Source organism: Streptomyces sp. NPDC051136 (assembly GCF_044455745.1).
Taxonomy (GTDB): Bacteria; Actinomycetota; Actinomycetes; order Streptomycetales; family Streptomycetaceae; genus Streptomyces.
The window spans coordinates 335025-361107 of the sequence record NZ_JBITFE010000010.1 but is presented as its reverse complement, the minus strand read 5'-3'; the positions used below and the strand labels follow the sequence as shown (position 1 = coordinate 361107).

Here is a 26083-nt window from a genome sequence, read left to right as displayed (position 1 = left end):
GAACCACACCAGCGACCAGCACCCGTGGTTCCAGGAGTCCCGCAAGAACCCGGACGGCCCCTACGGCGACTACTACGTCTGGGCCGACGACGACACCCGCTACGCCGACGCCCGCATCATCTTCGTCGACACCGAGGCCTCCAACTGGACCTACGACCCGGTGCGCGGCCAGTACTTCTGGCACCGTTTCTTCTCCCACCAGCCGGACCTCAACTACGAGAACCCGGCCGTGCAGGAGGAGATGCTGGCGGCCCTGAAGTTCTGGCTCGACCTGGGCGTGGACGGCTACCGTCTCGACGCCGTGCCCTACCTGTACGCCGAAGAGGGCACCAACTGCGAGAACCTGCCCGCCTCCCACGCGTTCCTCAAGCGGGTGCGCCGCGAGATCGACGCCCAGTACCCGGACACCGTGCTGCTGGCCGAGGCCAACCAGTGGCCGGAGGACGTCGTCGACTACTTCGGCGACTACGCCACCGGCGGCGACGAGTGCCACATGGCCTTCCACTTCCCCGTCATGCCCCGCATCTTCATGGCCGTGCGCCGCGAGTCCCGCTACCCGGTCTCGGAAATCCTCGCCAAGACCCCGGCCATCCCGTCCGGCTGCCAGTGGGGCATCTTCCTGCGCAACCACGACGAGCTGACCCTGGAGATGGTCACCGACGAGGAACGCGACTACATGTACGCGGAGTACGCCAAGGACCCGCGCATGCGCGCCAACATCGGCATCCGCCGGCGGCTCGCCACCCTGCTGGACAACGACCGCGACCAGATCGAGCTGTTCACCGCCCTGCTCCTCGCCCTCCCGGGATCACCGATCCTCTACTACGGCGACGAGATCGGCATGGGCGACAACATCTGGCTCGGCGACCGCGACGCCGTGCGCACCCCGATGCAGTGGACACCCGACCGCAACGCCGGCTTCTCGACCTGCGACCCGGGGCGCCTCTACCTGCCCACGATCATGGACCCGGTCTACGGCTACCAGGTGACGAACGTCGAGGCTTCGATGGCCTCGCCCTCGTCCCTGCTGCACTGGACCCGGCGCATGATCGAGATCCGCAAGCAGAACCCCGCCTTCGGCCTGGGCACCTACACCGAGCTGCCCTCCTCCAACCCCGCGGTGCTGGCCTTCCTGCGGGAGTACGAGGACGACCTGGTGCTGTGCGTGAACAACTTCGCGCGCTTCGCCCAGCCCACCGAGCTGGACCTGCGCGAGTTCGCCGGACGCCATCCGGTCGAGCTGTTCGGCGGCGTCCGCTTCCCCGCGATCGGCGAACTGCCGTACCTGCTGACCCTCGGGGGCCACGGCTTCTACTGGTTCCGGCTCACCCGAGTCGCATCCCGCATCGGCCGCCGCGCTTGAGCGTGGGCCGAGGAAAGGACGCGTCACCATGCCGAAGACCGCATCCCTGCGCCCCGGACGCGGGCAGCTCGCGGAGCCGATGGCGTCACTCGGCGAGCTGCTGCGGGAGTGGCTGCCGCGCCAGCGCTGGTTCGCGGGCAAGGACCGGCCCGTGGCCGAGCTGGGTCTGCTGTCGATGACCGAGCTGTTCCCGGGCTGTCTGCACCTCCTGGTGCACACCGGGCAGGGCTCCGTGCCCTCCCCGGGCGGCGCTCCGCCGGCCGGGGACTGCTACCAGCTGCTCCTCGGCGTGCGCGAGCAGCCCTCGCCGCGCCTGGGCCGGGCGATCATCGGCCAGGTGCAGGACGGTCCGCTGGCCGGACGGACCGTCTACGACGCCCTGCACGATCCCCGCACCGCCCAGCTGCTCCTGGAGCGGCTCCGGCACCCCGGCAAGGCGGGGCCGCTGCGCTTCGAGGCCGACGCCACGCGTCCGGTGCCCGGCGGACTCGCGCCGCGGCTGCTGGACGCCGAGCAGTCGAACTCCTCGCTGATCTACGGCGACGAGTTCATCCTGAAGCTGTTCCGGCGCGTCCAGCCCGGCGTCAACCCCGACCTGGAGGTGCCGGACGCGCTGGCCCGCCAGGGCTGCGGCCGGGTCCCCGCGCCGGTGGCGTGGATGCGCACGACCCATCCCTACCAGGCGACGCTCGGAGTGCTCCAGCCGTTCCTGCACGGCGCCTCCGACGGCTGGACCCTCGCCCTGAACGCGCTCGCCGCCGGGGACGAGTTCACCGTGCAGGCCCACGAACTGGGGCAGGCGATGGGCGACGTGCACCTGGCACTGGCCTCCGCCTTCCCGGTGGGCGCACCCGGTGAGAACGGCCGCACGGCGGCGGCGATGACCGAGCGGCTGACCGCGGCCGCGCACTGCGTGCCGGCGTTGCAGCCCTTCGTGCCGGGACTGCGGGCGGCCTTCGCTGCACTGTCCACCTGCGACTGGGGGCCGCCCGCCCAGCGCATCCACGGCGACCTGCACCTCGGTCAGGTGCTGCGGGCCGGCCGGGACTGGTTCGTCATCGACTTCGAGGGCGAGCCCTCGCGTCCGCTGGCCGAACGGCGCAGCGCCCACTCCCCCGTCCGCGACATCGCGGGGATGCTGCGTTCCTTCGACTACGCCGCCCGGCAGCGCCGCCCGTGGCGCCCCGAGTGGGCGCGCCGCTGCCGGGAGGCGTTCTGCGCGGGCTACGCGGCCCGCGCCGGATGGGACCCCCGCAAGAAGCACGGCCTGCTGCGCGCCTACGAGACGGACCGTGCCGTGTACGAGGTGCTGTACGAGGCCCGGCACCGCCCCGACTGGCTTCCCGTACCCATGGCGGCGATCGAACGACTCGCCGTGAGAGGAGACTGACCCGTGGCCCTCCGCGACACCTCGATCCCCGAGCCGTCCGCCCCGGCCCCGCACGCACCCGGTGCCTGCGCGACCGCGCCGCCCCTCGACCCCGCCGACCGGGGGCGCCTGCTGGCCGGCGCCCACCACGACCCGCACGCCCTGCTCGGCGCCCACCCGGTGCCCGGCGGCGTCGTCTTCCGGGCGCTGCGCCCCTTCGCCCGCGAGGTCGGCGTGCTCGTCGACGGCGAGCGCCACGCCCTGGCGTCGGAGGGGGACGGCCTGTTCTCCGGCGTCCTGCCGCTGTCCGGGATCCCGGCGTACACGCTGGTGGTGGCGTACGAGGAGGGCGAGCCGCGGGAGACGCACGATCCGTACCGCTTCCTGCCCGCGCTCGGCGAACTGGACCTGCACCTGATCGGCGAGGGCCGGCACGAGCAGCTGTGGCAGGCCCTCGGCGCGGAGCCGATGACCCACGAGGGCGTCACCGGCACCCGCTTCACCGTGTGGGCGCCGAACGCGCAGGGGGTGCGGGTCGCCACCGACTTCACCCACTGGGACGGCACGGCGTTCCCGATGCGTTCGCTGGGTTCGTCCGGCGTGTGGGAGCTGTTCCTGCCGGGGGTCGGCGAGGGCACCCGGTACAAGTTCGAGATCCACTCGCGCCACGGGCACCGGTTCCTCAAGGCCGACCCGATGGCCCGCGCGGCCGAGGAGCCGCCGAACACCGCGTCCGTGGTGACCGCCTCGCACTACGAGTGGGGCGACGCCCAGTGGATGCGGACCCGGGCCGCCCGGCCCGTGCACGAGGCACCGTTCTCCGTCTACGAGGTGCACCTGCCGTCCTGGCGCCCTGGGCTGACCTACCGCGAGCTGGCCGAGGAGCTGCCGGCCTACGTCACGGACCTGGGCTTCACCCACGTCGAGCTGATGCCGGTCGCCGAGCACCCCTACGGCCCGTCCTGGGGCTACCAGGTCACCGGGTTCTACGCCCCGACCGCGCGCCTCGGCACCCCGGACGACTTCCGGTACCTGGTCGACGCGCTGCACCGGGCCGGGATCGGCGTGATCATGGACTGGGTGCCGGCGCACTTCCCGAAGGACGACTGGGCGCTGGGACGCTTCGACGGGGACCCGCTGTACGAGCCCGGGGACGACCGGCGCGCGACCCACCCGGACTGGGGGACGTACACCTTCGACTTCGCCCGGACCGAGGTGCGCAACTTCCTGGTGGCGAACGCCGTGTACTGGTGCGAGGAGTTCCACATCGACGGGCTGCGCGTGGACGCGGTCGCCTCGATGCTCTACCTGGACTACTCGCGCGACTCCGGCCAGTGGGAGCCCAACCGGTACGGCGGCCGGGAGGACCTGGCGGCCATGGCCTTCCTCCAGGAGATGAACGCGACCGTCTACCGGCGCTGCCCGGGCGTGGTGACCATCGCCGAGGAGTCGACGGCGTGGGGCGGGGTGACCCGGCCGACCGACACCGGCGGGCTGGGCTTCGGGCTGAAGTGGAACATGGGCTGGATGCACGACTCGCTGGAGTACGTGGCCCACGAGCCGGTGCACCGCAAGTACCACCACCACGAGATGTCCTTCTCCATGGTGTACGCGTACAGCGAGAACTACGTGCTGCCGATCTCCCACGACGAGGTGGTGCACGGCAAGCAGGCGCTGGTGTCGAAGATGCCGGGCGACTGGTGGCAGCGGCGCGCGAACGTGCGCGCCTACCTGGGCTTCATGTGGGCCCACCCCGGCAAGCAGCTGCTCTTCATGGGGCAGGAGTTCGCGCAGGGCGCCGAGTGGTCGGAGAAGCAGGGTCCGGAGTGGTGGCTGCTCGACGAGGGGTACCACTCGGCGGGCGACCACCGCGGGGTGCGGGACCTGGTCCGTGAGCTCAACAGCCGCTACGCGCGCACCCCGGCTCTGTGGCAGCGCGACACCGACCCGGCCGGCTTCCGGTGGGTGTCGGTGGACGCCGCCGAGGACAACGTCTTCGCCTTCCTGCGGTACGCCGCGGACGGCTCCCCGCTGCTGGCGGTGTCGAACTTCTCCCCGGTGGTCCGGCACGCGTACGGCCTGCCCGTCGGTGACGAGGCGGTCGCCTGGCAGGAGGTGCTCAACACCGACGCCGAGGAGTACGGCGGCGGCGGTGTGGCCAACCCGGACCCGGTCAAGCCGGAGGACGGGAACCTCCGGATCACGCTGCCCCCGCTGGCCACGGTGTGGCTGATGCCGTACGCCCTGTGAGGTGACCAGGTGTCCGACCGGCCGCCCCGGGGCAGTCGGTTGGTCACACAGGTCCTCAGAAAGGCGGCACCACGTGCGCACCGTCGGAGTGGAGGAGGAACTCCTCCTGGTCGATCCCGCGACCGGCGAGCCGCGGGCGCTGTCCGCGGCCGTGCTCGCCCGGGCGTCGCTGGACGACGGGGAGCAGGACGTCTTCGAGAAGGAGCTGCACGAGCAGATGCTCGAGTTCGCCACGCATCCGCAGGCGGACATGGAGCGGCTGCACGCGGAGATCGTCCGCTGCCGCGGGGAGGCCGGGCGGCACGCCGGCGAGATCGGGTGCGCGGTCGCCGCGCTCGCCACGTCACCGCTCCCGGTCACCCCGTCCATCGGCGTGAACCGGCGCTACGAGTGGATGGCCGAGCAGTACGGCGTCGTCGTCCAGGAGCAGCTGGTCCTCGGCTGTCACGTGCACGTCTCGGTCGAGTCGGACGAGGAGGGCGTCGCGGTGATCGACCGCGTGCGGCCCTGGCTGCCGGTGCTGACCGCGCTCAGCGCCAACTCGCCGTTCTGGCAGGGCGTGGACTCCTCGTACAGCAGTTACCGCAGCCGGGTCTGGCAGCGCTGGCCGTCGGCCGGTCCCACCGAGCTGTTCGGCTCGGCGGAGCGCTATCACCGCCGGGTCGCGGACATGCTCGCGACGGGGACGATCCTGGACGACGCGATGGTCTACCTCGACATCCGGCTCTCCCAGCGCTATCCGACGGTCGAGTTCCGGGTCGCGGACGTCTGCCTGGACGCCTCGACGGCCGTCGTCCTCGCCGCGCTCGCCCGCGCGCTGGTCGACACGGCTGCCCGGGAGTGGCGCGAGGGCGTCGAACCGGCCGGGCACAGCGTCAGCCTCCTGCGCCTCGCCGCCTGGCGGGCCGCCCGGTCGGGGCTGACGGAGGAGCTGCTGCATCCCGGGACGATGCGGCGGATGCCCGCCGAGAGGGTCCTGCGGGCCCTGGTGGAGCACACCGAGGAGGCCCTCGCCGCCGCGGGCGACCTCGACCGGGTGCGCAAGGGTGTCGACACACTGCTGCGGGACGGCAACGGGGCGCGGGTGCAGCGCGGTCTGCTGGAGAGCACGGGCAGCCTGCGGGAGGTCGTCGCCGCCTGCGTGCGCCGCACCCAGGCGGGCTGAGACGTCCCGCGGCGGCCCGTCGCCGCCGTCCGGCCGGCCGCGTACCGGCACCGGACCGGGCGCCGAGCGGACCGGGCGCCGGCCGGTGGCCCCGGCCCTCGGTCGACGAAGGTCGGGGCGCTCAGTAGATGAGGGCCAGGGCGTAGCCCAGCAGACCCACCGCGAAGACCAGCACGACGGCGAGGATCAGTGTCATCGGCCCCTTGGCCCAGCCCTTGGCCGGATTGTTGCGCAGGTCCCGGGGACCGGCCTCGGGCATGCTGCTCTCCGCCGGCGGGGTCTCCCCGGGCGGCACGCCGCCGCCGGGCTCCAGGCCGGTGCTGAGTCGCGGATCGGGATCCGGGTTCGAATAGCTCATACCTCCCGGGTCCCCCGATCCGCCGAGATCACCAGGTGCGAACACTTCTGCCGTCCCGGCCCCCCGCCGCCCGCCGCTGGGCTAGCCTCCGAGCACCGCCGGCCCCGGTGCTCACCGGTGCCGGTCGGGGGACCCCCGTCCGTACACGTCAGGAGCCGGCGCATGCACGACCCCGCTCTCGCTCCCCGGGCCGTCCCGCCGCTGACCGGGGGCCTCGCCGACAGCCTCTTCGAGACGGCCGCCCGCACGCCCGCCCTGCCGATGCTCGCCCGCCGCCGCTCCCCCGGCTCGGCGGTCTGGGACCAGGTGAGCGCCGTGGAGTTCCGCGACGAGGTCGTCGACGTGGCGAAGGGCCTGATCGCGAGCGGCGTCTCGCCGGGCGACCGGGTCGCCATCATGGCCCGCACCCGGTACGAGTGGACGGTCTTCAGCTACGCCCTGTGGACGGTGGGCGCCGAGGTCGTGCCGGTCTATCCGACCTCCTCGCGCGAGCAGGTCGAGTGGATCCTGCGGGACGCGGGCTGCGTGGGGGTGCTGGTCGAGGACGAGCAGGGCGTGATGACCGTCGGCCCGGTGTGCGCGTCCCTGCCCGCGCTGCGGCACGTCTGGCAGCTGGACGCGGGCGCGCTGGAGTCGCTGGTGGAGCGCGGCGCGTTCCTCCCGTTCGCCTCCGTCGACTCCATGCGCCGCATCGTGCTGCCCGACTCCACGGCGGTGGTCGCCTACACCTCGGGCACCTCGGGCCGCGCGCTGGGGTGTGCGCTGAGCCACCGGGGCCTGGCCGGCCCGTGCGACACGCTGCTGGCGGGCTGGGGCCACACGGTGGCGCCCGAGGGAGAGCAGGGAACGGTCCTCGCCTACCTGCCGTTCGCGCACGTGTACGGGCTGATGATCCAGACCCTGTGCGTCCGGGGCGGGCTCCTCATGGCGCACGAACCCGCGATGACCGGGGAGGCCCTCTCCTCGGCCCTGTGTTCCTTCCGTCCGACGTACCTGTACGCGGTGCCGTCGGTCCTGGAGAAGATCTACAAGAACTTCCTGCGCACCGCCCAGCAGGCGGGCCGGGGTGCCCTGTTCGAGCGGGCCGCGCACACGGCCCGGGACTTCGCCGCCGCGCAGGAGAGGCAGCGCCTCGGGCGGGGGGCGGGGCCCGGCCTCGACCTGCGCCTCCAGCACGCCCTGTACGAGCGGACGGTGTACCGGCGGCTGCGCGGCGCCCTGGGCGGCCGGGTGGGCCGGGCCACCTCGGGCGGTTCACCGCTCAGCCGCGAGCTGTCCCTCTTCTACGAGGGCATCGGCGTCTACGTGCACGACGGCTACGGCCTGACCGAGACCAGCGGCGGGCTGACCATGCAGCCGCTGGGCCGGGAGAAGTCGGGCACGGTGGGCCAGCCGCTGCCGGGGACGGAGATCCGGGTGGCCGACGACGGCGAGATCCTGGTGCGGGGGCCGTCACTGTTCCGGGGGTACCTCGGCGACGAGGCCGCCACCCGTGCGGTGCTGCGCGGCGGCTGGCTGGCCACCGGCGACCTCGGGCACCTGGACGAGGAGAACTATCTGGCGATCACCGGACGCAAGAAGGACGTCATCATCACCAGCGGCGGCAAGAGCGTGGCCCCGGCCGCGCTGGAGGAGCGGCTGCGGATGCACCCGCTGGTCCACCAGGCGGTGCTGGTCGGCGACAACCGGCCGTGCGTCGGCGCGCTGATCACGCTGGACCCCGAGTTCCTGACCCACTGGCGGGCCTCCCTGGCCCTGCCGGGCGACGCACCGGCCCGGGAGGCCCGCGAGGAGAACGCGCTGCGGGAGGAGATCGCGCGGGCCGTGGCCGCGGCCAACAGCGCCGTGTCGCGCTCGGAGTCCATCAGGGTCTTCCGTGTCCTGCCCGCCCCCTTCGACGTGGCCGGCGGCTTGCTCACCCCGTCGATGAAGCTCCGGCGGGACGCGATCGCGCAGGCCTACGCCCTGGAGATCGACGCGATGTACGCGGCCCGCTCGCACCGCCGGCCCGCGCAGGCGCCGTCCCGGGAGCCGGCGGGCTGGGAGGACGCGGACAACGTGTTCCTCCGCTGATCGGCGACCGGCCCGCCCCTGGCCAGGCGACGACGGCGCGACTAGGTTCGCCCGGCACGGGAACTAAAAACGGTGGGAAGGCGAAGGAGAAGAGACGACGCCCGGCCGTGGCCGGGCCGGGAAGGCGCAATGGCAGCCGAGTCGCGTTGGGACAGGACACTGGCTTCCGAGGAGATCACGAACCGCACCGCCAGTTTCACCGGGGAACTGCACAATGTGACCGGTGCGCGGCTGGTCGCGGAGGAGTTCCTCTACGACCTCGCCCGTGCGGCGCCGCCCGCGGCGCCCGAGCACTGGGACGACATCCTCCTCGTCGTCACGGAACTGGCGGCGAACGCCGTGCAGTACGCACCGGGGCCCTTCCAGCTGCGGCTGCGCCGCACGTTCGACGGTGTGCACGTGGTGATGCACGACACCAGCACCACCGAGCCCGCACCGCGCCCCTTCCATCCGAGCAAGGGCGGCGGCGGCATCGGCTGGCACCTGATCCACACCCTGTCCGACCAGGTGAGCGTCGTCACCGGGGAGCAGGGCAAGGACATCCACGTCTTCCTGCCCTGGTGACCCGGGCGGTCAGGTGACCGCGGCGCTCACGGCGCCCCCGCCGCCCGCAGGGGCACCAGGGCACTGATCGTCTTGCCGCCTCCCGGTCGCAGGTCGACGGCGATGTCCCGGGCGAGGCGGGCGACCAGCGGCCAGCCGTACCCGCCGCCGGGGTGCGTGGTGGGAAACGCGGCCACGGCCCGGGGCACCACGGTGCTGTTGTCGTGGACGGCGATCCACAGCCCCTCGTCCGTGGGGCGGGCCTCGAAGCCGGCCAGTCCGTCGCCGTGCCGGATCGCGTTGGTGACCAGCTCCGAGACCACGAGCAGCAGGTCGACCACGTCCTCCTCGCGCACCTCACGGCCGTGCCCGCCCCACCGGGTCCGGGCCATCGCCTCCGCGTACGCCCGCGCCGCCGCCGCGCTCGCCCCCGCCCCCGGCGCGGCGGGTACGGGGCCGGGCGCGACGCCCGGGGGTGCCGTGCCGGCCGCGGTGGCCGTGGTGATCCGGTCGGCTGCTTCCATGTGTGTGGTGTCCCCGGTTTCGGCGCGCGGTCGTTCGGTCCGGTCAGATCGCGGAACTCTCCCGCGGCGGCAGGCGGTGATAGTAGTCGCCGACGGACGCCAGGTACTCGCGGTCCATCGTCTCGCTGTCGGTCCGGAACCGGGGCGCGGCCTTGACCTCGGCCCTGGTGCAGTTCAGCTTGACCGTGCGCGTCTCGGCGTCGACACCGCGGACCACTCCGACCGGCACGAGCACACTGCGGCCGAACACCCACACGCCGGTGTCGACGACGAGGTGCGGCATGCCGAAGTGCTCCGCCTGCCGGTCCACGTGTCCGATGGTGCCGTCCTCGGCGACCACATCACAGCCCGTCAGGTCCGCTCCCGCCAGGTGACCGCTCTCCGCCGCGTACGACCAGATGCTCTCCATCGGCACCCTGCCCTTCCCTCCCGTGTCGGTGACCGCCGTGCGGCCGGACGGGACCCGAAGGTCCGGACCGGCTCCACAGCAGCACATACCCGGCCGGGCCCACCGCATTCGGGCCCTGCGGGTGCTCCGGTGCGGCCGGCGTCCGGCCGGGCTGTCCGCGCGGTGGAGCCGAGGCGGCGTTGTCCGTTGGTGGGTAGGCGTTCGGCCGGGTGACTCATCGCTTTGTCCGGGCCCCGGGACTGGGTTAGCCTCTGACGTATTTTTCTGCCCGGGACACATCCGTGAACTGGGCGGACGCGGGTACGCCAAGGCCGGACCGCCCGGGCGGTCCGGAGGGGGTGGTGAGTCCTCGCCCGAGGACTCCCGGGGAGCGGAGCGAGGGTGCAGATGACCAACGACAGCGCAGGTGCCGTCGACACGACTCCCGGCGATCAGGAGCTGCGCCGTCTCCTGGCGGGCCTCACGGCCGTACGGGACGGCGACTTCGGTACCCGGCTGCCGGACGACGCCGACGGGCTGATGGGCGACATCGCCACGGTCTTCAACGGCATGGTCGACCAGTTGTCCGTGTTCACCTCCGAGGTCACGCGGGTCTCCCGCGAGGTCGGCACGGAGGGGACCCTGGGCGGGCAGGCGAAGGTGCCGGGGGTCTCGGGCACCTGGGCCGACCTGACGGACTCGGTCAACGCCATGGCGGGCAACCTCACCACCCAGGTCCGTGACATCGCCCAGGTGGCCACGGCGGTCGCCAGGGGCGACCTCTCCCAGAAGATCGACGTGGACGCCCGCGGCGAGATCCTGGAGCTGAAGAACACCATCAACACGATGGTCGACCAGCTCTCCGCCTTCGCCGACGAGGTCACCCGCGTCGCCCGCGAGGTCGGCACCGACGGGCGCCTCGGCGGGCAGGCCGACGTGCAGGGCGTCAAGGGCACGTGGCGCGACCTCACCGACTCGGTGAACTTCATGGCGGGCAACCTGACCAACCAGGTGCGCAACGTCGCCCAGGTGGCGACCGCCGTGGCCAAGGGCGACCTCTCCCAGAAGATCACCGTGGACGCCCGCGGCGAGATCCTGGAGCTGAAGAACACCATCAACACGATGGTCGACCAGCTCTCCGCCTTCGCCGACGAGGTCACCCGCGTCGCCCGCGAGGTCGGCACGGCCGGCAACCTGGGCGGGCAGGCACGGGTGCGCGGCGTGTCGGGCACCTGGAAGGACCTCACCGACAACGTCAACGTGATGGCGTCGAACCTGACCGGTCAGGTCCGCTCCATCGCCCAGGTGGCCACCGCGGTGGCCCGCGGCGACCTGTCGCAGCGGATCACCGTCGACGCCGAGGGCGAGGTCGCCGCGCTGGCCGACGTGATCAACACGATGGTCGACACCCTGTCGGCGTTCGCCGGCGAGGTCACCCGCGTCGCCCGCGAGGTCGGCACCGACGGGCGCCTCGGCGGCCAGGCGAACGTGCCGAACGTCGCCGGCACCTGGAAGGACCTCACCGACAACGTCAACTCGATGGCCAACAACCTCACCAACCAGGTGCGCAACATCGCCCTGGTGACGACGGCGGTGGCCCGGGGCGACCTGTCGAAGAAGATCGACGTCGACGCGCGCGGCGAGATCCTCGAACTCAAGACGACGATCAACACCATGGTCGACCAGCTCTCCGCCTTCGCCGACGAGGTCACCCGCGTCGCCCGCGAGGTCGGCACCGAGGGCCGGCTCGGCGGCCAGGCAGAGGTGGAGGGCGTCTCCGGCACCTGGAAGCGCCTGACGGAGAACGTCAACGAGCTGGCCGGCAACCTCACCCGGCAGGTCCGCGCGATCGCCGAGGTCACGTCGGCCGTCGCCGAGGGCGACCTGACCCGCTCGGTCAACGTGGAGGCGTCCGGCGAGGTCGCCGAGCTCAAGGACAACATCAACGCCATGGTGGAGTCCCTGCGCGAGACCACGCGGGCCAACCAGGAGCAGGACTGGCTCAAGACGAACCTCGCCCGCATCTCCGGTCTGATGCAGGGGCACCGGGACCTGCCGGTGGTCGCGGAGCTGATCATGGACGAGCTGGTGCCGCTGGTGTCGGCCCAGTACGGCGCCTTCTACCTGGCCGAGGACGGGGACGGCGGTCCCGAACTGCGACTCGTCGGTTCCTACGGCTATCCGGAGCACACGGACCGGCCCACCCGCATCTCCTTCGGCCGCACCCTGGTCGGCCAGGCGGCCCGCAGCCGGCGCACCATCATGGTGAACGACCTGCCGCCGGGCTACCTGACGGTCTCCTCGGGGCTGGGCGAGGTGGTGCCGGCCGCGCTGGTGCTGCTGCCCATCGTGGTGGAGGGGCAGGTGCTCGGGGTCATCGAACTGGCCTCGGTCGCCCCGTTCACGCAGATCAACCAGGACTTCCTGGAGCTGCTGATGGAGACCATCGGCGTGAACGTCAACACCATCGTGGCCAACGCCCGCACCGACGAGCTGCTCGCCGAGTCGCAGCGCCTGACCGCCGAGCTCCAGGCCCGCTCCGCGGAGCTGCAGGCGCAGCAGGAGGAGCTGCAGCACTCCAACGCCGAGCTGGAGGACAAGGCGTCCCTGCTCGCCACGCAGAACCGGGACATCGAGGCGAAGAACCTGCAGATCGAGCAGGCCAGGCAGGAGCTGGAGGCGCGCGCCCAGCAGCTGTCGCTGGCCTCGAAGTACAAGTCGGAGTTCCTGGCCAACATGAGCCACGAGCTGCGTACCCCGCTGAACAGCCTGCTCATCCTGGCCCAGCTGCTCGCCCAGAACCCCTCGCGCAACCTCACCCCGAAGCAGGTCGAGTACGCGGGCATCATCCACTCGGCGGGCTCGGACCTGCTGCAGCTGATCAACGACATCCTGGACCTGTCGAAGGTCGAGGCGGGGAAGATGGACGTCTCCCCCGAGCGCGTGACGTTGCGCCAGCTCATCGAGTACGTCGAGGCCACGTTCCGGCCCATGACGACGCAGAAGGGCCTGGAGTTCACGGTGTCCACGGCCGCCGGGGCCCCGGCGGACCTGCTGACCGACGACTCCCGGCTGCGTCAGGTGCTGCGCAACCTGCTGTCCAACGCGGTCAAGTTCACCGAGCGGGGCGGTGTGGAGCTGGCCGTCGAGCCGGCGCCGGACGACGAGGTGCCCGCCGGCGTGGTCCGGGGCGGGGCGGTGGTGGCGTTCCGCGTGAAGGACACCGGCATCGGCATCCCGGAACAGAACCTGGAGTCGATCTTCGGCGCGTTCCAGCAGGCGGACGGTACGACGAGCCGCAAGTACGGTGGCACCGGGCTCGGCCTGTCCATCACCCGGGAGATCGCCCAGCTGCTCGGCGGGGCCGTCACCGTGGACAGCACGCCCGACCGGGGCAGCACGTTCACGCTGTTCCTGCCGGTGGCGCGTCCGGACTTCGAGGACCTGCTGGTCCGGGGGCCGGAGCGGATCCCGGCCGAGGCGTCCGCCGACGTGCTCGACGGGCCCCTGCCGTTGCCCGAGCTGACCGGCGGCCACCGGCAGCGGCCGCGGCGGCTGCTCGTCGTGGAGGAGCGGCCGCGCGGGCTGCTGACCCTGGTCGCGGAGAGCGTGATCGCGGATCTGACGCACGGGCGGGACGAAGCCGGCGACCGGCCGCCGCTCGACGTGATCACCGCCGTGGGGGCGGAGGAGGCGGCCGGTGCGCTGGCCGCCGAGCCGTGCCACTGCGTCGTACTGGAGCTGGGGATGCGGGACGACGAGGCGTCCCGTTTCCTGCACGCGCTGCGGGGCGACTCGGCGCTGGCGAGCGTGCCGGTGCTGGTGCACAGCGGTCACCGCGTCGACGCCGCCCTGGAGGAGGACCTGCGCTCGGACCCGGCGGGCGGGGCGCTGGAGTTCCTGTCGAGCCTGGACGAGCTGCGCGAGCGCATCGCCCTGCACCTGGCCGCGGAGGAACCCGGGGACGTGCTCTCCCTGGTCCGGCCGGAGGAACCGCTGCGCCTGACGGCCCAGACCGGCCACGCGCCGCCCGCCGGGCGCACCGTCCTCGTGGTCGACGACGACGCGCGCAACCTCTTCGCGCTGAGCGGCATCCTGGAACTGCACGGGTTCCGGGTGCTGCACGCGGAGAACGGCCGCCGGGGCATCGAGACGCTGGTGGACCATCCGGAGATCGCACTGGTCCTGATGGACGTGATGATGCCCGAGATGGACGGCTACACGGCGACGGCCGAGATCCGCCGGATCCCCCGGTACGCCGAGCTGCCGATCATCGCCGTCACGGCGAAGGCGATGCCCGGGGACCGGGAGAAGAGCCTCGCCTCGGGCGCCAGCGACTACGTCACCAAGCCCGTCGACACCAAGGACCTCATCGCCTGCGTACGGCGGTGGCTGCCCGCATGAACGCCTCCGAGCAGCCCGGCGAGCCGGCCGGTGACGCCCGCCCGGCCGCGTCCGACCGCGGCGACATGACCCCGTTGTCACCCGTGGGCAGGCTGGCGGCCACGGTCGACCGGCTCAGCCGTGAGGTCCGGGCCGCGCAGGCGGAGGCCGAGGGCCGGGCACTGATCGAGCTGGCGAAGGGCGTCCTGGTCGCCCGGCTCGGCTGCGGTCCGGCGCAGGCCGCCCGGCAGCTGGCCGAACTGGCCGAGCAGTCCCAGGCGACGCCGCTCCAGTTCGCGGTCGACGTCATCAACCAGGCCGCCCGCGACCGCATGTCGGAGGTGACGGACGCGTTCCTGGCGGCGACCGCCGCCGTACGGACCGCGGACCCGGACGACGACGCGGCCGGCGCGGGTGCCGACGCGACCGGTGGGGCGGTGGCCGGGTCGGCCGCCGTACGCCTGCGGGCGGCCGAGAGCGGCGCACTGGCCGCGAACGACACCCAGGCCGTCGCCGACGCCCTGCTGGAGCAGGCGCTGCGCCCGCTCGGCGCGGTCGCGGTGGCCATCTGGGCGGCCGGGTACGACGGGTCGCTCACCCTGGTGGGCAGCGCCGGTTTCCCGCCGGCGGAGGCCGCCCGCTGGCGCTACGTGCCGCCGGACGTGGCGACGGTGGCCCGGCGCGGACTGACCGAGCGGTCGGGGCAGTGGTACGCGTCCCTCGCGGAGACGGGGCTGCCCAGCGTGGGCCGGCACCAGTACCCGGACGGCGGCCGGGTCGCGGTGCCCGCCGGTACCGGCGGGCGCATCCACGGCGTACTGGAGATCGCCTGGGCGGTGCCGATGGCGCCGCAGCCGCCCCAGGTGGTCCGCCAGGTGGAGGCCCTGGCGGAGCTGTGCGCGCACACCCTGGAGTCGTACACGCCGAGCGGCCCGGGGCACGAGCCCCGGGTCATGCCGGACGCGGTGGAGCTGATGGACCTCGCCGACGGGCTGCACGACCCCGCCCTGGTCCTGGTGCCGCACCTGGACGCCTCGGGCAACCTGGCGGACTTCCGCATCCAGCACGTGAACAAGCGCTTCCTGGATCCGGCCGGGCGGCCGCGTGCCGTCGTGGGCGGCGCGCTGCTCCTGGAGGCGTACCCGATGGCCGCCGGGGACAGCGAGCTGTTCCGCAACGTGGAGCGGGTGTACGCCACGGGCGAGCCGTTCCGGGCCCGGCACATGAACCTGACGGCCCTGGTGGACCAGGTGCCGCTGTCGGCGGTGGCGGACATCAGCGTCAGCCGGCACGGCAACGCGGTGCTGCTCATCTGGCGCATCGAGGACGAGACGGCGCGGCTGGCCAGCCTCCTCCAGCACGCCCAGCGGCTCGGCCGCATCGGCGGCTTCGAGGAGAACCTGCTGACCGGCGAGATCACCTGGAACGGGCAGCTGTTCGACCTGTACGGGCGGCCGCAGACGAGCGCGCCGGTCCCGCTGGAGGAGCTGGCCGCGCACGCCCACCCGGACGACGCCGTGGCCATCGGGCGGTTCCTGCGCACGCTGCTGCACCACCGCAGGCCGGCGTCGGCGGCCTTCCGGCTGCGCCGGCCCGACGGGGTGACCCGGCACGTGCGGGTGGTCGCCGAGCCGGTCCTGGACACCGACGACCGGCTGCTGCTCGTGCGGGGCGCCTGTCAGGACATCTCCGCGCAGCACTGGACGGAGGTGGCGCTCGCCGCGACGCGCGACCAGCTGGCGCACACCGAGCAGCAGGCCGTCGAGCGCGCCCGGCTCACCCTGCAGCTGCAGCACGCCATCATGCCGCCGGCACAGGCCCCGCTGCGGGTGCCGGAGCTCCAGGTGGCCGTCCGGTACCGGCCCGCGGAGACGGAGCAGCTGGTGGGCGGCGACTGGTACGACGCCGTGGTGCTGCCGAGCGGGCTGGTGCTGCTGTGCGTGGGGGACGTCGCCGGGCACGGGATAGAGGCGGCGACCAGCATGGTGGTGCTGCGCAACGCGCTGCGCGGTCTGGCGGTGACCGGGGCAGGTCCGGGGCAGCTGCTGTCCTGGCTCAACATCGTGGCGCACCATCTGACGGGCGGGGTGACCGCCACGGCGGTGTGCGGCCTGTACGACCCGGCCCGCTCCACGCTGCGCTGGGCCAGGGCCGGCCATCTGCCGCCGGTGCTGGTGCGGGGTCCGGGAGCGGAGCCGCTGCCGCTGGTCAGGGGCATGCTGCTGGGCGCGGCCGCGGAGGCGGCGTACGAGGAGTCCGAGGTGCAGCTGGCCGGTGGGGACACCCTGCTGATGTACACCGACGGTCTGATCGAGCGCCGCGACCGCCCGGTGGAGGAGGCGCTGACCCAGCTGCTCAGCACCGTGCGTCCGACGCCCAACACCCTGGACCAGCACCTGGACCGGCTGCTCACGTACAGCAGGTCGGACACGGACGACGACACGTGTCTGGTCGGCATCCGGGTGGGATGATCCACCGGGTGGCGAACCGGTCCGGTCGGCGGGTGTGGATCCGGATTTCGGGGGTATCCGCCACGCGCGGTGGGCCACACGACGGTCCGCCGCACCGCCGCGTTGTTGGAGGTACACGTGCCCATAGCCCAGAACCCGCTGTCCGTCGAGGTGACGCTGCCGCGGGAGGATGTCGCGTTGCTCAAGGTGGAGGGCTACCTGGACGTCGACACCGCGACCGAGTTCCAGCACCACCTGGCCAACCAGCTGCACCACGGCCGACGGCACTTCCTGCTGGACCTGTCGGAGGTCCCGTTCATGGACTCGTCCGGCATGAACATCATCCTGCGCGTCTACCAGGAGGCCCGCGACCTGCCGGGCAGCGTGCACATCATCTCGCCGCCCCCGGCGGTGCAGCGCGTCCTGGACCTGACGGGGGTGAGCATCACGGTGCCGGTCTCCCAGAGCGTCGACGAGGCCCTCTCCCGCGTGGACGCGCATCCGGAGGGGCCGCAGGTGCCCGACGCCTGAGCGTCGCGCCCCGCACCTCGTCCGGACCGGTCGTACGGAAGCGGGTGCCGTGCCAGGTCGGCGGGTGGATACAGTGGTCGGCCGGCAGGGTCAGGACGTCGGCACGTCGCTTCCGTACGAGGTGAGGTGCGGCGCGACGCGGATGAGGAGTGGAACAGGTGCCGGAGCAGGCGGACGGAACGGCGGGCTCGCCGACGCGCGAGATCAGGGACCTGCTGCGGCGGCGCCGTGAGCAGATCGCCCAGCGATGGGCGGACGAACCCCTGTTCCGTGCCGTGTTCACCCTCTCGCGCGACGAGGCGGTCGAGGCGGGCAAGGCCGTCGTGGACGCGCTGGCGCACGTCGCGGACGCGGCCCGGGTGGAGGACCCGGACGCCGCCGGGTTCACCGAGGTGCGCGAGCAGTTGGCGCGCATGGGCGCGGCCCGGTCGCGAGCCGGGCTGAGCACCGCGCAGGTGTCGGGCGAGCTGGCCGCGCTGCGTCCGCCGGTCGAGAACCTGCTGGTGGCCGACCTGCCCGAGGACGCCCCCGCGGGGTACGTCCGGGAGTGTGTCACCACGCTGAGCGTGCTCATGGGCACCCTGCGGGTCGTGGTGATGCAGACGGCGCTCAGCGAGGGGCAGGCGCTCATCGACCGCCAGCGTCTCCAGCTGCTCGAGGTGGCCACGCCGGTCATCAAGCTGTGGGACGGCATCGTGGCCGTTCCGCTGATCGGCACGCTGGACAGCGCGCGCAGCCAGGTGGTGATGGAGACACTGCTGGAGTCCGTCGTCGAGCAGCAGGCGCGTTTCGCCATCCTCGACATCACCGGCGTGCCGACCGTCGACTCGCTGGTGGCCCAGCATCTGATGAAGACGGTCGCGGCGGCCCGGCTGATGGGCGCCGAGTGCATCGTCTCCGGCATCCGGCCCGCGATCGCGCAGACCATGGTCCACCTCGGTCTTGACCTCGGCACGGTGGTCACCCGGGCGAGCCTGGCCGACGCGCTGAAGTACGTGCTGCACGAGCTCGGTGTGGGGATCGTGACACCGGCGGCGAACGGAGCGGTCGCCCGGTGAGCCGGCCATTCCCCGGGCCCCACGGGGCTCCGGTGCCGGGGCGTGTTCCGGTGCTGCGAATCGGTGAGGTCCTGCTGGTCACCCTCCAGGGGGATCTGCACGACAGCACGGCCCAGCAGCTCCAGGACGACCTGGCCGAGACGATCGTGCGCAGCGGTGCCTCCGGAGTGGTCATCGACATCTCCGGCGTGGAGATCGTCGACTCGTTCCTCGGCCGGGTCCTGGCCGAGATCGCGGGACAGACCGGCCTGCTCGCCGCGCGGACCGTGGTGGTCGGCATGCGGCCTGCCGTCGCCATCACCCTGGTGGAACTGGGCCTGTCGCTGCCCGGCGTGCACACCGCGCTCAGCACCGAGGCGGCCATGGAGTTCCTCGGCCGGCACGCCCCCTCGTCCCGTTACGGCGGCTTCGGACGGGAGCGTTCGTGATGCACACCGCCGCGGGCTCGCAGGCCCGCCTGCCGATCCGCTCGGACATGGATCTGGTGTGGGTGCGACAGCAGGTGCGGCAGACGGCCGCCCGGCTCGGTTTCGGTCTGGTCGACCAGACCAAGCTGGTGACCGCGGCCAGTGAGCTGGCCCGCAACACCCTCGTGTACGGCGGTGGCGGCACCATGGAGGTGGAGTCGCTCACCGAGGGCGCCACGCACGGGCTGCGGCTGACCTTCAGCGACGAGGGGCCCGGCATCCCGGACCTGGACCGGGCGCTCAGCGACGGTTTCACCTCCGGCGACGGTCTCGGGATGGGCCTGGGCGGCGCCCGCCGCCTGGTGCACGAGTTCGCCATCGAGAGTTCTCCGGGCGCCGGGACGACCGTGCGGGTGACGTCCTGGGTGGGCCGGCCGCCACGCCCCCGTGAGGAGTCCTGATGCCACGTGTGTGGGACGTCCCGGTGCGGGACTCGACCCGGGTGCGCGACGCCAGGGTGGCCGCGGAGCAGGCGGCGGCGCTGGCCGGTCTCGACGAGCAGCGGACCTCCACCGCGGCGCTGGTGGCGACCGAGCTGGCCACCAACCTGCTCAAGCACGCCGGGGGCGGCCAGGTCCTGATCGACGTCGTCCCCCCGCCCGTTCTCGCGGCCGGCCGGGAGGCGACGCCGTGCGTGCAGGTCGCCACGGTCGACCACGGTCCGGGGATCGCCGACGTGTCCGCCGCGCTGCGCGACGGCTTCACGACCACGAACTCGCTCGGTGCGGGCCTGGGCACCTGTGCGCGCCTCGCCGACGACTTCGACCTGCACAGCGTCCCCGGCCGGGGCACGGTGGTGGTCGCCCGGATCGGCGCCGTACCCGAGGCCGCCGCCGTCACCGGCTCCGGTCCGGGGAGCCGGGTGCGGGCCGGTGCGGTGAACGTCCCGTTCGGCGGGGCGGAGTACTCGGGTGACGCCTGGGCCTGGGTGCGCGACGGGGACCTCGTCACGCTGATGCTGGCCGACGGACTCGGTCACGGTCCGGACGCCGCCCGTGCCTCGACCGCCGCGGTGGAGGCGCTGCGCGCCTCGCCCGACCTGCCGCCGGCCGAGGCGATGCGGCGGCTCGACCGGGCGCTGTCCGGGACCCGCGGGGCGGCCGTCGCGGTGGCCCAGATCGACACGCGGGCCGGCGTGCTCCGGTTCACCGGCGTCGGCAACATCGGGGCGCGGCTGTGCGAGGGCGGCACCTGGCGGCACCTGGTGTCCCGGCCCGGCATCGTCGGCACCCACCGGCCCACGACGCTGCGCGAGGAGGAGCGGCCCTGGGCGGACGACCGGGTCCTGGTCCTGCACAGCGACGGTCTGCCGAGCCGCTGGTCGCCGACGTCCGACACCTGCCGCACCGCGACCGACCCGGCGGTGACCGCCGCCGTGACCATCCGTGACGCCAGCAGCCCGGCCCGGCCGGTCCGGGACGACACCGCCGTCGCCGTGCTGGCCCCTACCCCGCCGGACGGCCCATGACCCGGACCTGGCAGATCGCCGGCGTCGTCGACGCGGCGCTGGCCCGCATCGGCACCGCACGGCTGGCGGCGGCCTGCGGTGTGGCGCCCGTGGAGCGCACCCGGCTGACGGCCCTGCTCGGCGCGCAGTTGCGGCTGTGCGTGGCCAAGGGCGGCACCTGGCGGCTCACCCTGGAGACCGGCACCGTCTCCCTCGCCGCGCCGGGTGCCCGGCAGAGCGTGCTGCACGCCGTGGTGACGCCGTCGCCCGAGGCCGCTGCCGCCGGACAGCCGCCGTGGCGGGTCACGGTGCCGTGTCCCGAGGCGACGGCTGATCCCGGCGCCGAGACCGTGGCGGACGACCCGGCGGGGCTGGCGGAGGCCCTGCTGGGTGCCGACGAGGACACGGCGCTGGTGCTGGAGAGACTCACCGAGCAGGAGGACCTGGTCGAGTTCCACCGCGAGGAGCTGCAGCAGACGAACCAGGGCGTGGTGGCGCTGCACGCCGAGCTGGACGCCGCCGGGCGGGCCCAGCGCGAGGCGTTCGCCGCCGAGCGCAAGGCGCGTACGGAGGCCGAGAACGCCCGGCGCAGGCTGACCTTCCTGGCGGACGCGAGCGCGGTGCTCACGGCGTCGCTCGACCACCACGAGATCGTGCGCAGGCTGCCGGAGCTGCTGGTGCCCGAGTACGCGTCCGACGTCGACGTCTGGCTGTTCGACCAGGACGGCGACCGGCCCGGTCCCGCCCGCGCGGCGGCCGCGGTGGTCGCCGCCCGCACCGGCCGGCCGCAGTACGCCGCCGCACACCCGGGAGGGCTGCCCGGCGTCGACGACCAGCCGCCGTCGGCGGCCGACCCCGACCGGCCCCTGCTGAGCATCCCGCTGCCGACCCGGCAGGCGCCGCTGGGCGTGGTGACGCTGTCCCCGCCCGGGGAGCGCTGGGACCCGGACGACGCCGTCATGCTGGTGGAGCTGACCCGGCGGACCAGCATCGCGATCGACCACGCCCGGCGCTACGAGCACCACCGCGACATCGCCGAGACGCTCCAGCGGGCCCTGCTGACGGAGCTGCCGGCCCCGCCCGGTCTCGCGCTGGCCGCCCGCTATCTGCCGGCCACCCACGGGCTGAACATCGGGGGCGACTGGTACGACGCCTTCCGTCAGCCCGACGGCGGGGTGATCGCCGTGGTCGGGGACGTCACCGGGCACGGGCTGCGGGCGGCCGTGATGATGAGTCAGCTGCGCACCGCCCTGCGCGCGTACGCGGTCGACGGCGGCAGCCCGGGGCAGCTGCTGACCCGCCTGCACACCTTCCTGCACCACCTCCAGCCCGACCTGTTCGCCACCGCCGTCATCGCGCGCTTCCACCCCGCGGAGACCACCATGACGTGGGCGGCGGCCGGGCACCCGCCGCCGGTGCTGCGTACCCCCGACGGACGGGTGCGGACACTGGACGCGAAACCCGGGGCGATGCTCGGCATCCCGCTGCGGCAGGAGATCGCGGACCACACGGTGTCCATGCCGCCCGGTTCGACGCTCGCGCTGTACACGGATGGCCTTGTGGAGCGTCGCGCCCGGGGCATAGACCCGGGCATCGCCCGTCTCGCGGACACGCTCGGGTCCTTCGACGCGGACCGGCTGGACGCGGATCTGGAGGGTGCGGCGGACGGCATCCTGCGTCCGATGCTCAGCGACTCCGAACGGGACGACGACGTGTGTCTGCTGCTCTGCCACCTGAGCCCCACGGGCTGACCTCGCACGTTTCACACGGTTCGCCCTCGCCCGGTGCGCTTTGGGCCCGGGCGGGGCATGGTGGTGATCAGGACGTGCCGCCTGCCTGCCGCACCCGGCCCGCCGGAGCGGTCGGAGCGCGGTGGCCCGCCTCAGGTGCGAAGCAGCGATCCACGGGCAGGCGATGGGCGTTCGCGGCAGACCGCCCCGGCGCCGCAGAAAGGGATGAACACCGTGACACGACCCAGGATCCTGGTGGTCGGCGCAGGCTTCGCCGGCGTGGAGTGCGTCCGTCGTCTGGAACGCCGGCTCTCCCCCGAGGAGGCCGAGATCACTCTGGTGACCCCGTTCTCCTACCAGCTCTATCTGCCGCTGCTGCCGCACGTCGCCGCAGGGGTGCTCACTCCCCAGTCGATCGCGCTCTCGCTGCGCCGCAGCAGCAAGTACCGGACCCGCATCATTCCGGGCGGCGCCATCGGGGTGGACCTCAAGGCGAAGGTGTGCGTGGTGCGCACCATCACCGACCGGATCGTCAACGAGCCGTACGACTACATCGTGCTGGCGCCCGGGAGCATCACCCGGACCTTCGACATCCCGGGGCTGACCGACCACGCGTTCGGCATGAAGACGCTGGCGGAGGCCGCGTACATCCGCGACCACGTCATCTCGCAGCTGGACCTCGCCGACGCCAGCCAGGACCCGGCCGAGCGCGCCTCCCGGCTTCAGTTCGTGGTGGTGGGCGGCGGCTACGCGGGCACCGAGACCGCGGCCTGTCTGCAGCGGCTGACGCACGCGGCCGTCAAGCGCTACACCCGGCTGGACCCGGCCCTGATCAAGTGGCACCTGATCGACATCGCGCCGAAGCTGATGCCGGAGCTGGGCGAGAAGCTCGGACGCGACGCGCAGGAGATCCTGACGCGGCGCGGCATCGACATCTCCCTGGGCGTCTCCATCGACAAGGCCGGCCCCGAGGAGGTCACCTTCACGGACGGCCGGGTGGTGCCCACCCGCACCCTGATCTGGACGGCGGGCGTGGTCGCCAGCCCGCTGATGGCCACCCTCGGTGCGGAGACCGTCAAGGGGCGGCTCGCGGTCACCGCCGAGATGTGCCTGCCCGACCACGACGGGGTGTTCGCGCTCGGCGACTCCGCGGCCGTTCCCGACCTCGCCAAGGGCAAGGAGGGTGCCGTCTGCCCGCCCACCGCCCAGCACGCGATGCGGCAGGGCCGGCACGTCGCGGAGAACCTCATCGCCACCCTGCGGGGCCAGCCGATGCGGCCCTACGTCCACAAGGACCTCGGTCTCGTCGTGGACCTCGGCGGCGCGGACGCGGTCTCCAAGCCGCTGGGTGTCGAGCTCAAGGGCCTGCCCGCGCAGGCGGTGGCCCGCGGCTACCACTGGTCGGCGCTGCGCACGGGCGTGGCGAAGGCCCGCGTGGCGGCCAACTGGGCGCTCAACGCGGTGGCCGGCGACGATTTCGTCCGTACCGGTTTCCAGGCCCGCAAGCCGGCCAAGCTGAAGGACTTCGAGTACACGGACGCGTATCTGACCCCGGAGCAGGTGCGGGAACAGGTGCGGGAGGCGAGCCGGGCGGAGTTGTGACCGGGGCCGCCCCCGCCGCCGGTACCGGGCCCGGGCATGACATGCTGAGAAGTGGATCTCGGCGTGAAGTGGCCGGGCCGTGGCTGGAACCGGCTGTGAGGGCCGGCTGTGAATCGGGAGAGTGTACGGCGGCGTGAAGGCAGCGGGGCGCTCGGCGCGGACACGGTTGCGGGACCGCGTCGCCGCGTCCGACCCGGGGCTGTTGCGGCTGACGGCGGGCTTGCGCACGGTGGGCGCCATCGCGCTGACACTGGGCGTGCTCGCCGTCGCCGGCGTCGACGTCAAACATCTGGTGGCCGGGGCCATGGCGGCGATGGTCGCGACCTTCGCCATCCGGGAGAAGGAGCCCGGCCCGCAGGCCGTCACGCTGGCGCTGGGCCTGCCGGTCGCCCTCGCCTCGGTCTCGCTGAGCACGCTGCTCACCTCGCGGGTCGTCCTCGGCGACGCCTTCTTCGTCGTCCTGATCTTCTGCGCGGTCTTCGTCCGCCGGTTCGGCGACCGGGGCACGGCGCTCGGGCTGATCGGCTTCCAGGTCTACTTCGTGTCGCTGTTCGTCGGCGCGAAGGTGTCGGGGCTGCCGGGGCTGTATGCCGCGATCGCCGTGGCGTTCGCCTCCAGCGCGGTGGTGCGGTTCGGGGTGGTCCCGGCGACGCCCGCGCGCATCCTGCGGCTGCTGCGGCAGGCCTTCCGGGCCCGGCTGGCCCAGCTGATCGCCACCCAGATCGAGCTGCTGGACGCCGGTCCCGACGCCATCGACAAGACGCTGGTGCGGCTGCGCGAGGGCACCGCGCGCCTGCACGAGACCGCCCTGCTGATCCAGTCCCGGCTGGAGGAGGGCACGCCCGACGCGTCCACGGCCCGCCTGGTGCAGCGGCGCATCGCGGACGCCGAGATCGCCTCCGAGCGTCTCGGCCTGCTGCTGCTGACCGCGCGCAGCGCCGAGCGGGCGGACACCCTGACCCTGCACCTGCCCGGCGCGCCCGCCCCCGCGGTGGGGCACTCGCCGGCGCCGGGCGAGGCCACGGAGACACTGCGCCGCGATCTGGCGGCGCTGCGCACGCTGGTGCTGCGGCCGCCCGCCGAGGCGCGCGGCACCGCGCTGTCCCACCTGCGCAACCGGCTGCTCGGCTACCGCGACGAGGAGAACCTTCCCGAGGCGACCGCGGCCGTGCAGGACGTGTTCCGCGGCATCGGTGAGGCGGCACGCGCGGTCATGGGCCTCAGGATCGCCCTGGACGGGCCGCAGGACGAGTCGGACGACTCACCGGCCACCGCCAGGTCCCGCGAGGAGCTGGACGCCGAGGACGCGGCCATCGACGCCGGTGAGGAGGCGGTGCCGGAGGAGGAGCCGACCGGGCTGCGGCGGCCCACCACGCGCGCCGCGGTGCAGGTGGCCGTGGGGTCCTCGCTGGCCATCGTCGGCGGCGAGTTCCTGTCCACGCAGCGCTGGTACTGGGCGGTCCTGACCTGCTGGATCGTCTTCATCAACACCGCCTCGACGGGTGAGATCCTGGTCAAGGGCTACCGCCGTCTGCTCGGCACCGTGCTGGGCGTGGTGGCGGGCATCGTGCTGGCCGGCCTGGTCGGCAACCACACCTGGACCGCGTTCGGGCTGGTGCTGGTGCTGATCTTCGCGATGTTCTACACGGCGCCGCTGTCCTACACGCTGATGTCGTTCTTCGTCACCGCGATGCTGGGGCTGCTGTACACGCTGCTGCACACCTACAGCATGTCGGTGCTGCTGCTGCGGGTGGAGGAGACGGCGCTCGGCGCGGCCTGCGGGATCGTGGCGGCCGCGCTGGTGCTGCCCATCCGCACCGACCGGCGTACGAACGAACTCCTCGGCACGGTCCTGGAGCGGCTCACCGACGTGACGGAGGGCGCCGTCGACCAGCTCAGCGGCGGCCCGGCGGCCGATCTGCTGGACACGGCGCGGGAGCTGGACCAGGCGCTGGGCGACCTGCGGGCGGCCACCCAGCCGCTGACCCATCCGATCACGCCGCTGCGCGCCCGGCGGGACACGGCCCAGTATGTGGTGGCGCTGCTGGAGACCTGCGCCTACCACGCGCGGTCGCTGGCGGCGACGGCCGAGCTGCTGCCCACCCATCCGTCGATCGCGGCCGATCCGCGGCTGCGCGGTGCCGTGCGGCGCACGGTGCGCAACATCGAGGCGATCGCCGCCCGCGTCACCGAGGACGACACCGGGACGGAGGTGGAGACCGGCCCGAGCATCGCCTCGCTGCTGGAGCCGGACGCCGCCGGGGTGCCGCGGTACGGGCGCATCACGGGCCGGGTCCTGCGGCATCTGGAGCGGCTGGACGAGGCGGTGGTCGGCCTCGCCCGGCCGCTGGGGGTGCCCGTCAAGGCGCCGCAGCGGTGACG

Annotated in this window: 19 protein-coding genes; 16 read left to right on the top strand and 3 right to left on the bottom strand. The window is 73.2% G+C overall.

The genetic code is table 11. From position 1 onward, the window contains the following. The 4 genes from treS to ACIBCJ_RS28785 all read left to right on the top strand — a co-directional run. The coding region (treS, locus tag ACIBCJ_RS28800; protein WP_365979896.1) for a maltose alpha-D-glucosyltransferase at window positions 1–1363 on the top strand (1363 nt) is incomplete at its 5' end. A 28-nt stretch (window positions 1364–1391) separates the two neighbouring features. Beyond that, window positions 1392–2753, top strand: coding sequence for a maltokinase (locus ACIBCJ_RS28795; RefSeq protein ID WP_365979895.1), 1362 nt, complete (start codon window positions 1392–1394; stop codon window positions 2751–2753). 3 nt (window positions 2754–2756) lie between these two features. Beyond that, on the top strand, window positions 2757–4982 hold the full coding sequence (gene glgB / locus ACIBCJ_RS28790) for a 1,4-alpha-glucan branching enzyme (RefSeq protein WP_362095617.1): 2226 nt from the start codon (window positions 2757–2759) through the stop codon (window positions 4980–4982). 73 nt (window positions 4983–5055) lie between these two features. Then, on the top strand, window positions 5056–6147 hold the full coding sequence (locus tag ACIBCJ_RS28785) for a glutamate--cysteine ligase (RefSeq protein WP_362095620.1): 1092 nt from the start codon (window positions 5056–5058) through the stop codon (window positions 6145–6147). Window positions 6148–6268: 121 nt separating this feature from the next. Here ACIBCJ_RS28785 and ACIBCJ_RS28780 read toward each other — a convergent pair whose 3' ends face one another. Continuing rightward, complete coding sequence (locus tag ACIBCJ_RS28780) at window positions 6269–6505, bottom strand: DUF6480 family protein (protein ID WP_362095623.1); 237 nt, start codon at window positions 6503–6505, stop codon at window positions 6269–6271. A gap of 162 nt (window positions 6506–6667) precedes the next feature. Between ACIBCJ_RS28780 and ACIBCJ_RS28775 the strand changes: the two genes are divergently transcribed. Continuing rightward, complete coding sequence (locus ACIBCJ_RS28775) at window positions 6668–8578, top strand: AMP-dependent synthetase/ligase (RefSeq protein ID WP_365979894.1); 1911 nt, start codon at window positions 6668–6670, stop codon at window positions 8576–8578. Between the two features lie 129 nt (window positions 8579–8707). Continuing rightward, a complete protein-coding gene (locus tag ACIBCJ_RS28770) occupies window positions 8708–9142 on the top strand; it encodes an ATP-binding protein (protein ID WP_362095629.1) in 435 nt (144 codons plus the stop codon). A gap of 26 nt (window positions 9143–9168) precedes the next feature. On the opposite strand, the gene ACIBCJ_RS28765 is transcribed toward ACIBCJ_RS28770, so the two are convergent. Together ACIBCJ_RS28765 and ACIBCJ_RS28760 are read right to left on the bottom strand one after the other, a co-directional pair. Continuing rightward, window positions 9169–9645: an ATP-binding protein gene (locus ACIBCJ_RS28765; RefSeq protein WP_362512745.1), complete on the bottom strand. Its 477-nt coding sequence runs from the start codon at window positions 9643–9645 to the stop codon at window positions 9169–9171. A gap of 43 nt (window positions 9646–9688) precedes the next feature. Continuing rightward, complete coding sequence (locus ACIBCJ_RS28760) at window positions 9689–10060, bottom strand: PRC-barrel domain-containing protein (protein WP_133886574.1); 372 nt, start codon at window positions 10058–10060, stop codon at window positions 9689–9691. A gap of 381 nt (window positions 10061–10441) precedes the next feature. Between ACIBCJ_RS28760 and ACIBCJ_RS28755 the strand changes: the two genes are divergently transcribed. The 10 genes from ACIBCJ_RS28755 (at window position 10442) to ACIBCJ_RS28710 (ending at window position 26081) form a co-directional block, all read left to right on the top strand. Further along, window positions 10442–14437, top strand: coding sequence for a HAMP domain-containing protein (locus tag ACIBCJ_RS28755; protein ID WP_365979893.1), 3996 nt, complete (start codon window positions 10442–10444; stop codon window positions 14435–14437). Then, on the top strand, window positions 14434–16887 hold the full coding sequence (locus ACIBCJ_RS28750) for a SpoIIE family protein phosphatase (protein WP_362095639.1): 2454 nt from the start codon (window positions 14434–14436) through the stop codon (window positions 16885–16887). The genes ACIBCJ_RS28755 and ACIBCJ_RS28750 overlap by 4 nt, the downstream gene beginning before the upstream one ends. A gap of 117 nt (window positions 16888–17004) precedes the next feature. After that, complete coding sequence (locus ACIBCJ_RS28745; protein WP_362095642.1) at window positions 17005–17397, top strand: STAS domain-containing protein; 393 nt, start codon at window positions 17005–17007, stop codon at window positions 17395–17397. Between the two features lie 158 nt (window positions 17398–17555). Continuing rightward, window positions 17556–18455: an STAS domain-containing protein gene (locus tag ACIBCJ_RS28740; protein ID WP_362095645.1), complete on the top strand. Its 900-nt coding sequence runs from the start codon at window positions 17556–17558 to the stop codon at window positions 18453–18455. After that, window positions 18452–18883: an STAS domain-containing protein gene (locus ACIBCJ_RS28735; protein WP_362512739.1), complete on the top strand. Its 432-nt coding sequence runs from the start codon at window positions 18452–18454 to the stop codon at window positions 18881–18883. The genes ACIBCJ_RS28740 and ACIBCJ_RS28735 overlap by 4 nt, the downstream gene beginning before the upstream one ends. Beyond that, window positions 18883–19323, top strand: a complete 441-nt coding sequence (locus ACIBCJ_RS28730; RefSeq protein ID WP_362096729.1) for an anti-sigma regulatory factor — start codon at window positions 18883–18885, stop codon at window positions 19321–19323. Before ACIBCJ_RS28735 ends, ACIBCJ_RS28730 begins: the two co-directional genes overlap by 1 nt. Further along, a complete protein-coding gene (locus tag ACIBCJ_RS28725; RefSeq protein ID WP_362095651.1) occupies window positions 19323–20390 on the top strand; it encodes an ATP-binding SpoIIE family protein phosphatase in 1068 nt (355 codons plus the stop codon). The genes ACIBCJ_RS28730 and ACIBCJ_RS28725 overlap by 1 nt, the downstream gene beginning before the upstream one ends. Next, window positions 20387–22120 (top strand): SpoIIE family protein phosphatase, encoded by a 1734-nt coding sequence (locus tag ACIBCJ_RS28720; RefSeq protein ID WP_365979892.1) that lies wholly within the window; start codon window positions 20387–20389, stop codon window positions 22118–22120. Before ACIBCJ_RS28725 ends, ACIBCJ_RS28720 begins: the two co-directional genes overlap by 4 nt. Window positions 22121–22324: 204 nt before the next feature. Further along, entirely contained in the window at window positions 22325–23701 is a 1377-nt protein-coding gene (locus tag ACIBCJ_RS28715; RefSeq protein WP_362095657.1) for an NAD(P)/FAD-dependent oxidoreductase, read from the top strand. A 133-nt stretch (window positions 23702–23834) separates the two neighbouring features. Further along, the gene (locus tag ACIBCJ_RS28710; RefSeq protein WP_365979891.1) at window positions 23835–26081 is read left to right on the top strand and encodes an FUSC family protein; all 2247 of its coding nucleotides are present in this window, start codon (window positions 23835–23837) and stop codon (window positions 26079–26081) included. Window positions 26082–26083: the final 2 nt, after the last annotated feature.

Excerpts from the sequence above, each read along its gene's own strand:
- ACIBCJ_RS28765 (WP_362512745.1), bottom strand. The coding sequence starts at position 9,645 with ATGGAAGCAGCCGACCGGATCACCACGGCCACCGCGGCCGGCACGGCA.
- ACIBCJ_RS28730 (WP_362096729.1), top strand. The coding sequence starts at position 18,883 with ATGCACACCGCCGCGGGCTCGCAGGCCCGCCTGCCGATCCGCTCGGAC.
- ACIBCJ_RS28755 (WP_365979893.1), top strand. The coding sequence starts at position 10,442 with ATGACCAACGACAGCGCAGGTGCCGTCGACACGACTCCCGGCGATCAG.
- ACIBCJ_RS28780 (WP_362095623.1), bottom strand. The coding sequence starts at position 6,505 with ATGAGCTATTCGAACCCGGATCCCGATCCGCGACTCAGCACCGGCCTG.
- ACIBCJ_RS28795 (WP_365979895.1), top strand. The coding sequence starts at position 1,392 with ATGCCGAAGACCGCATCCCTGCGCCCCGGACGCGGGCAGCTCGCGGAG.
- ACIBCJ_RS28720 (WP_365979892.1), top strand. The coding sequence starts at position 20,387 with ATGACCCGGACCTGGCAGATCGCCGGCGTCGTCGACGCGGCGCTGGCC.
- ACIBCJ_RS28775 (WP_365979894.1), top strand. The coding sequence starts at position 6,668 with ATGCACGACCCCGCTCTCGCTCCCCGGGCCGTCCCGCCGCTGACCGGG.
- ACIBCJ_RS28725 (WP_362095651.1), top strand. The coding sequence starts at position 19,323 with ATGCCACGTGTGTGGGACGTCCCGGTGCGGGACTCGACCCGGGTGCGC.
- ACIBCJ_RS28750 (WP_362095639.1), top strand. The coding sequence starts at position 14,434 with ATGAACGCCTCCGAGCAGCCCGGCGAGCCGGCCGGTGACGCCCGCCCG.
- ACIBCJ_RS28715 (WP_362095657.1), top strand. The coding sequence starts at position 22,325 with ATGAACACCGTGACACGACCCAGGATCCTGGTGGTCGGCGCAGGCTTC.
- ACIBCJ_RS28770 (WP_362095629.1), top strand. The coding sequence starts at position 8,708 with ATGGCAGCCGAGTCGCGTTGGGACAGGACACTGGCTTCCGAGGAGATC.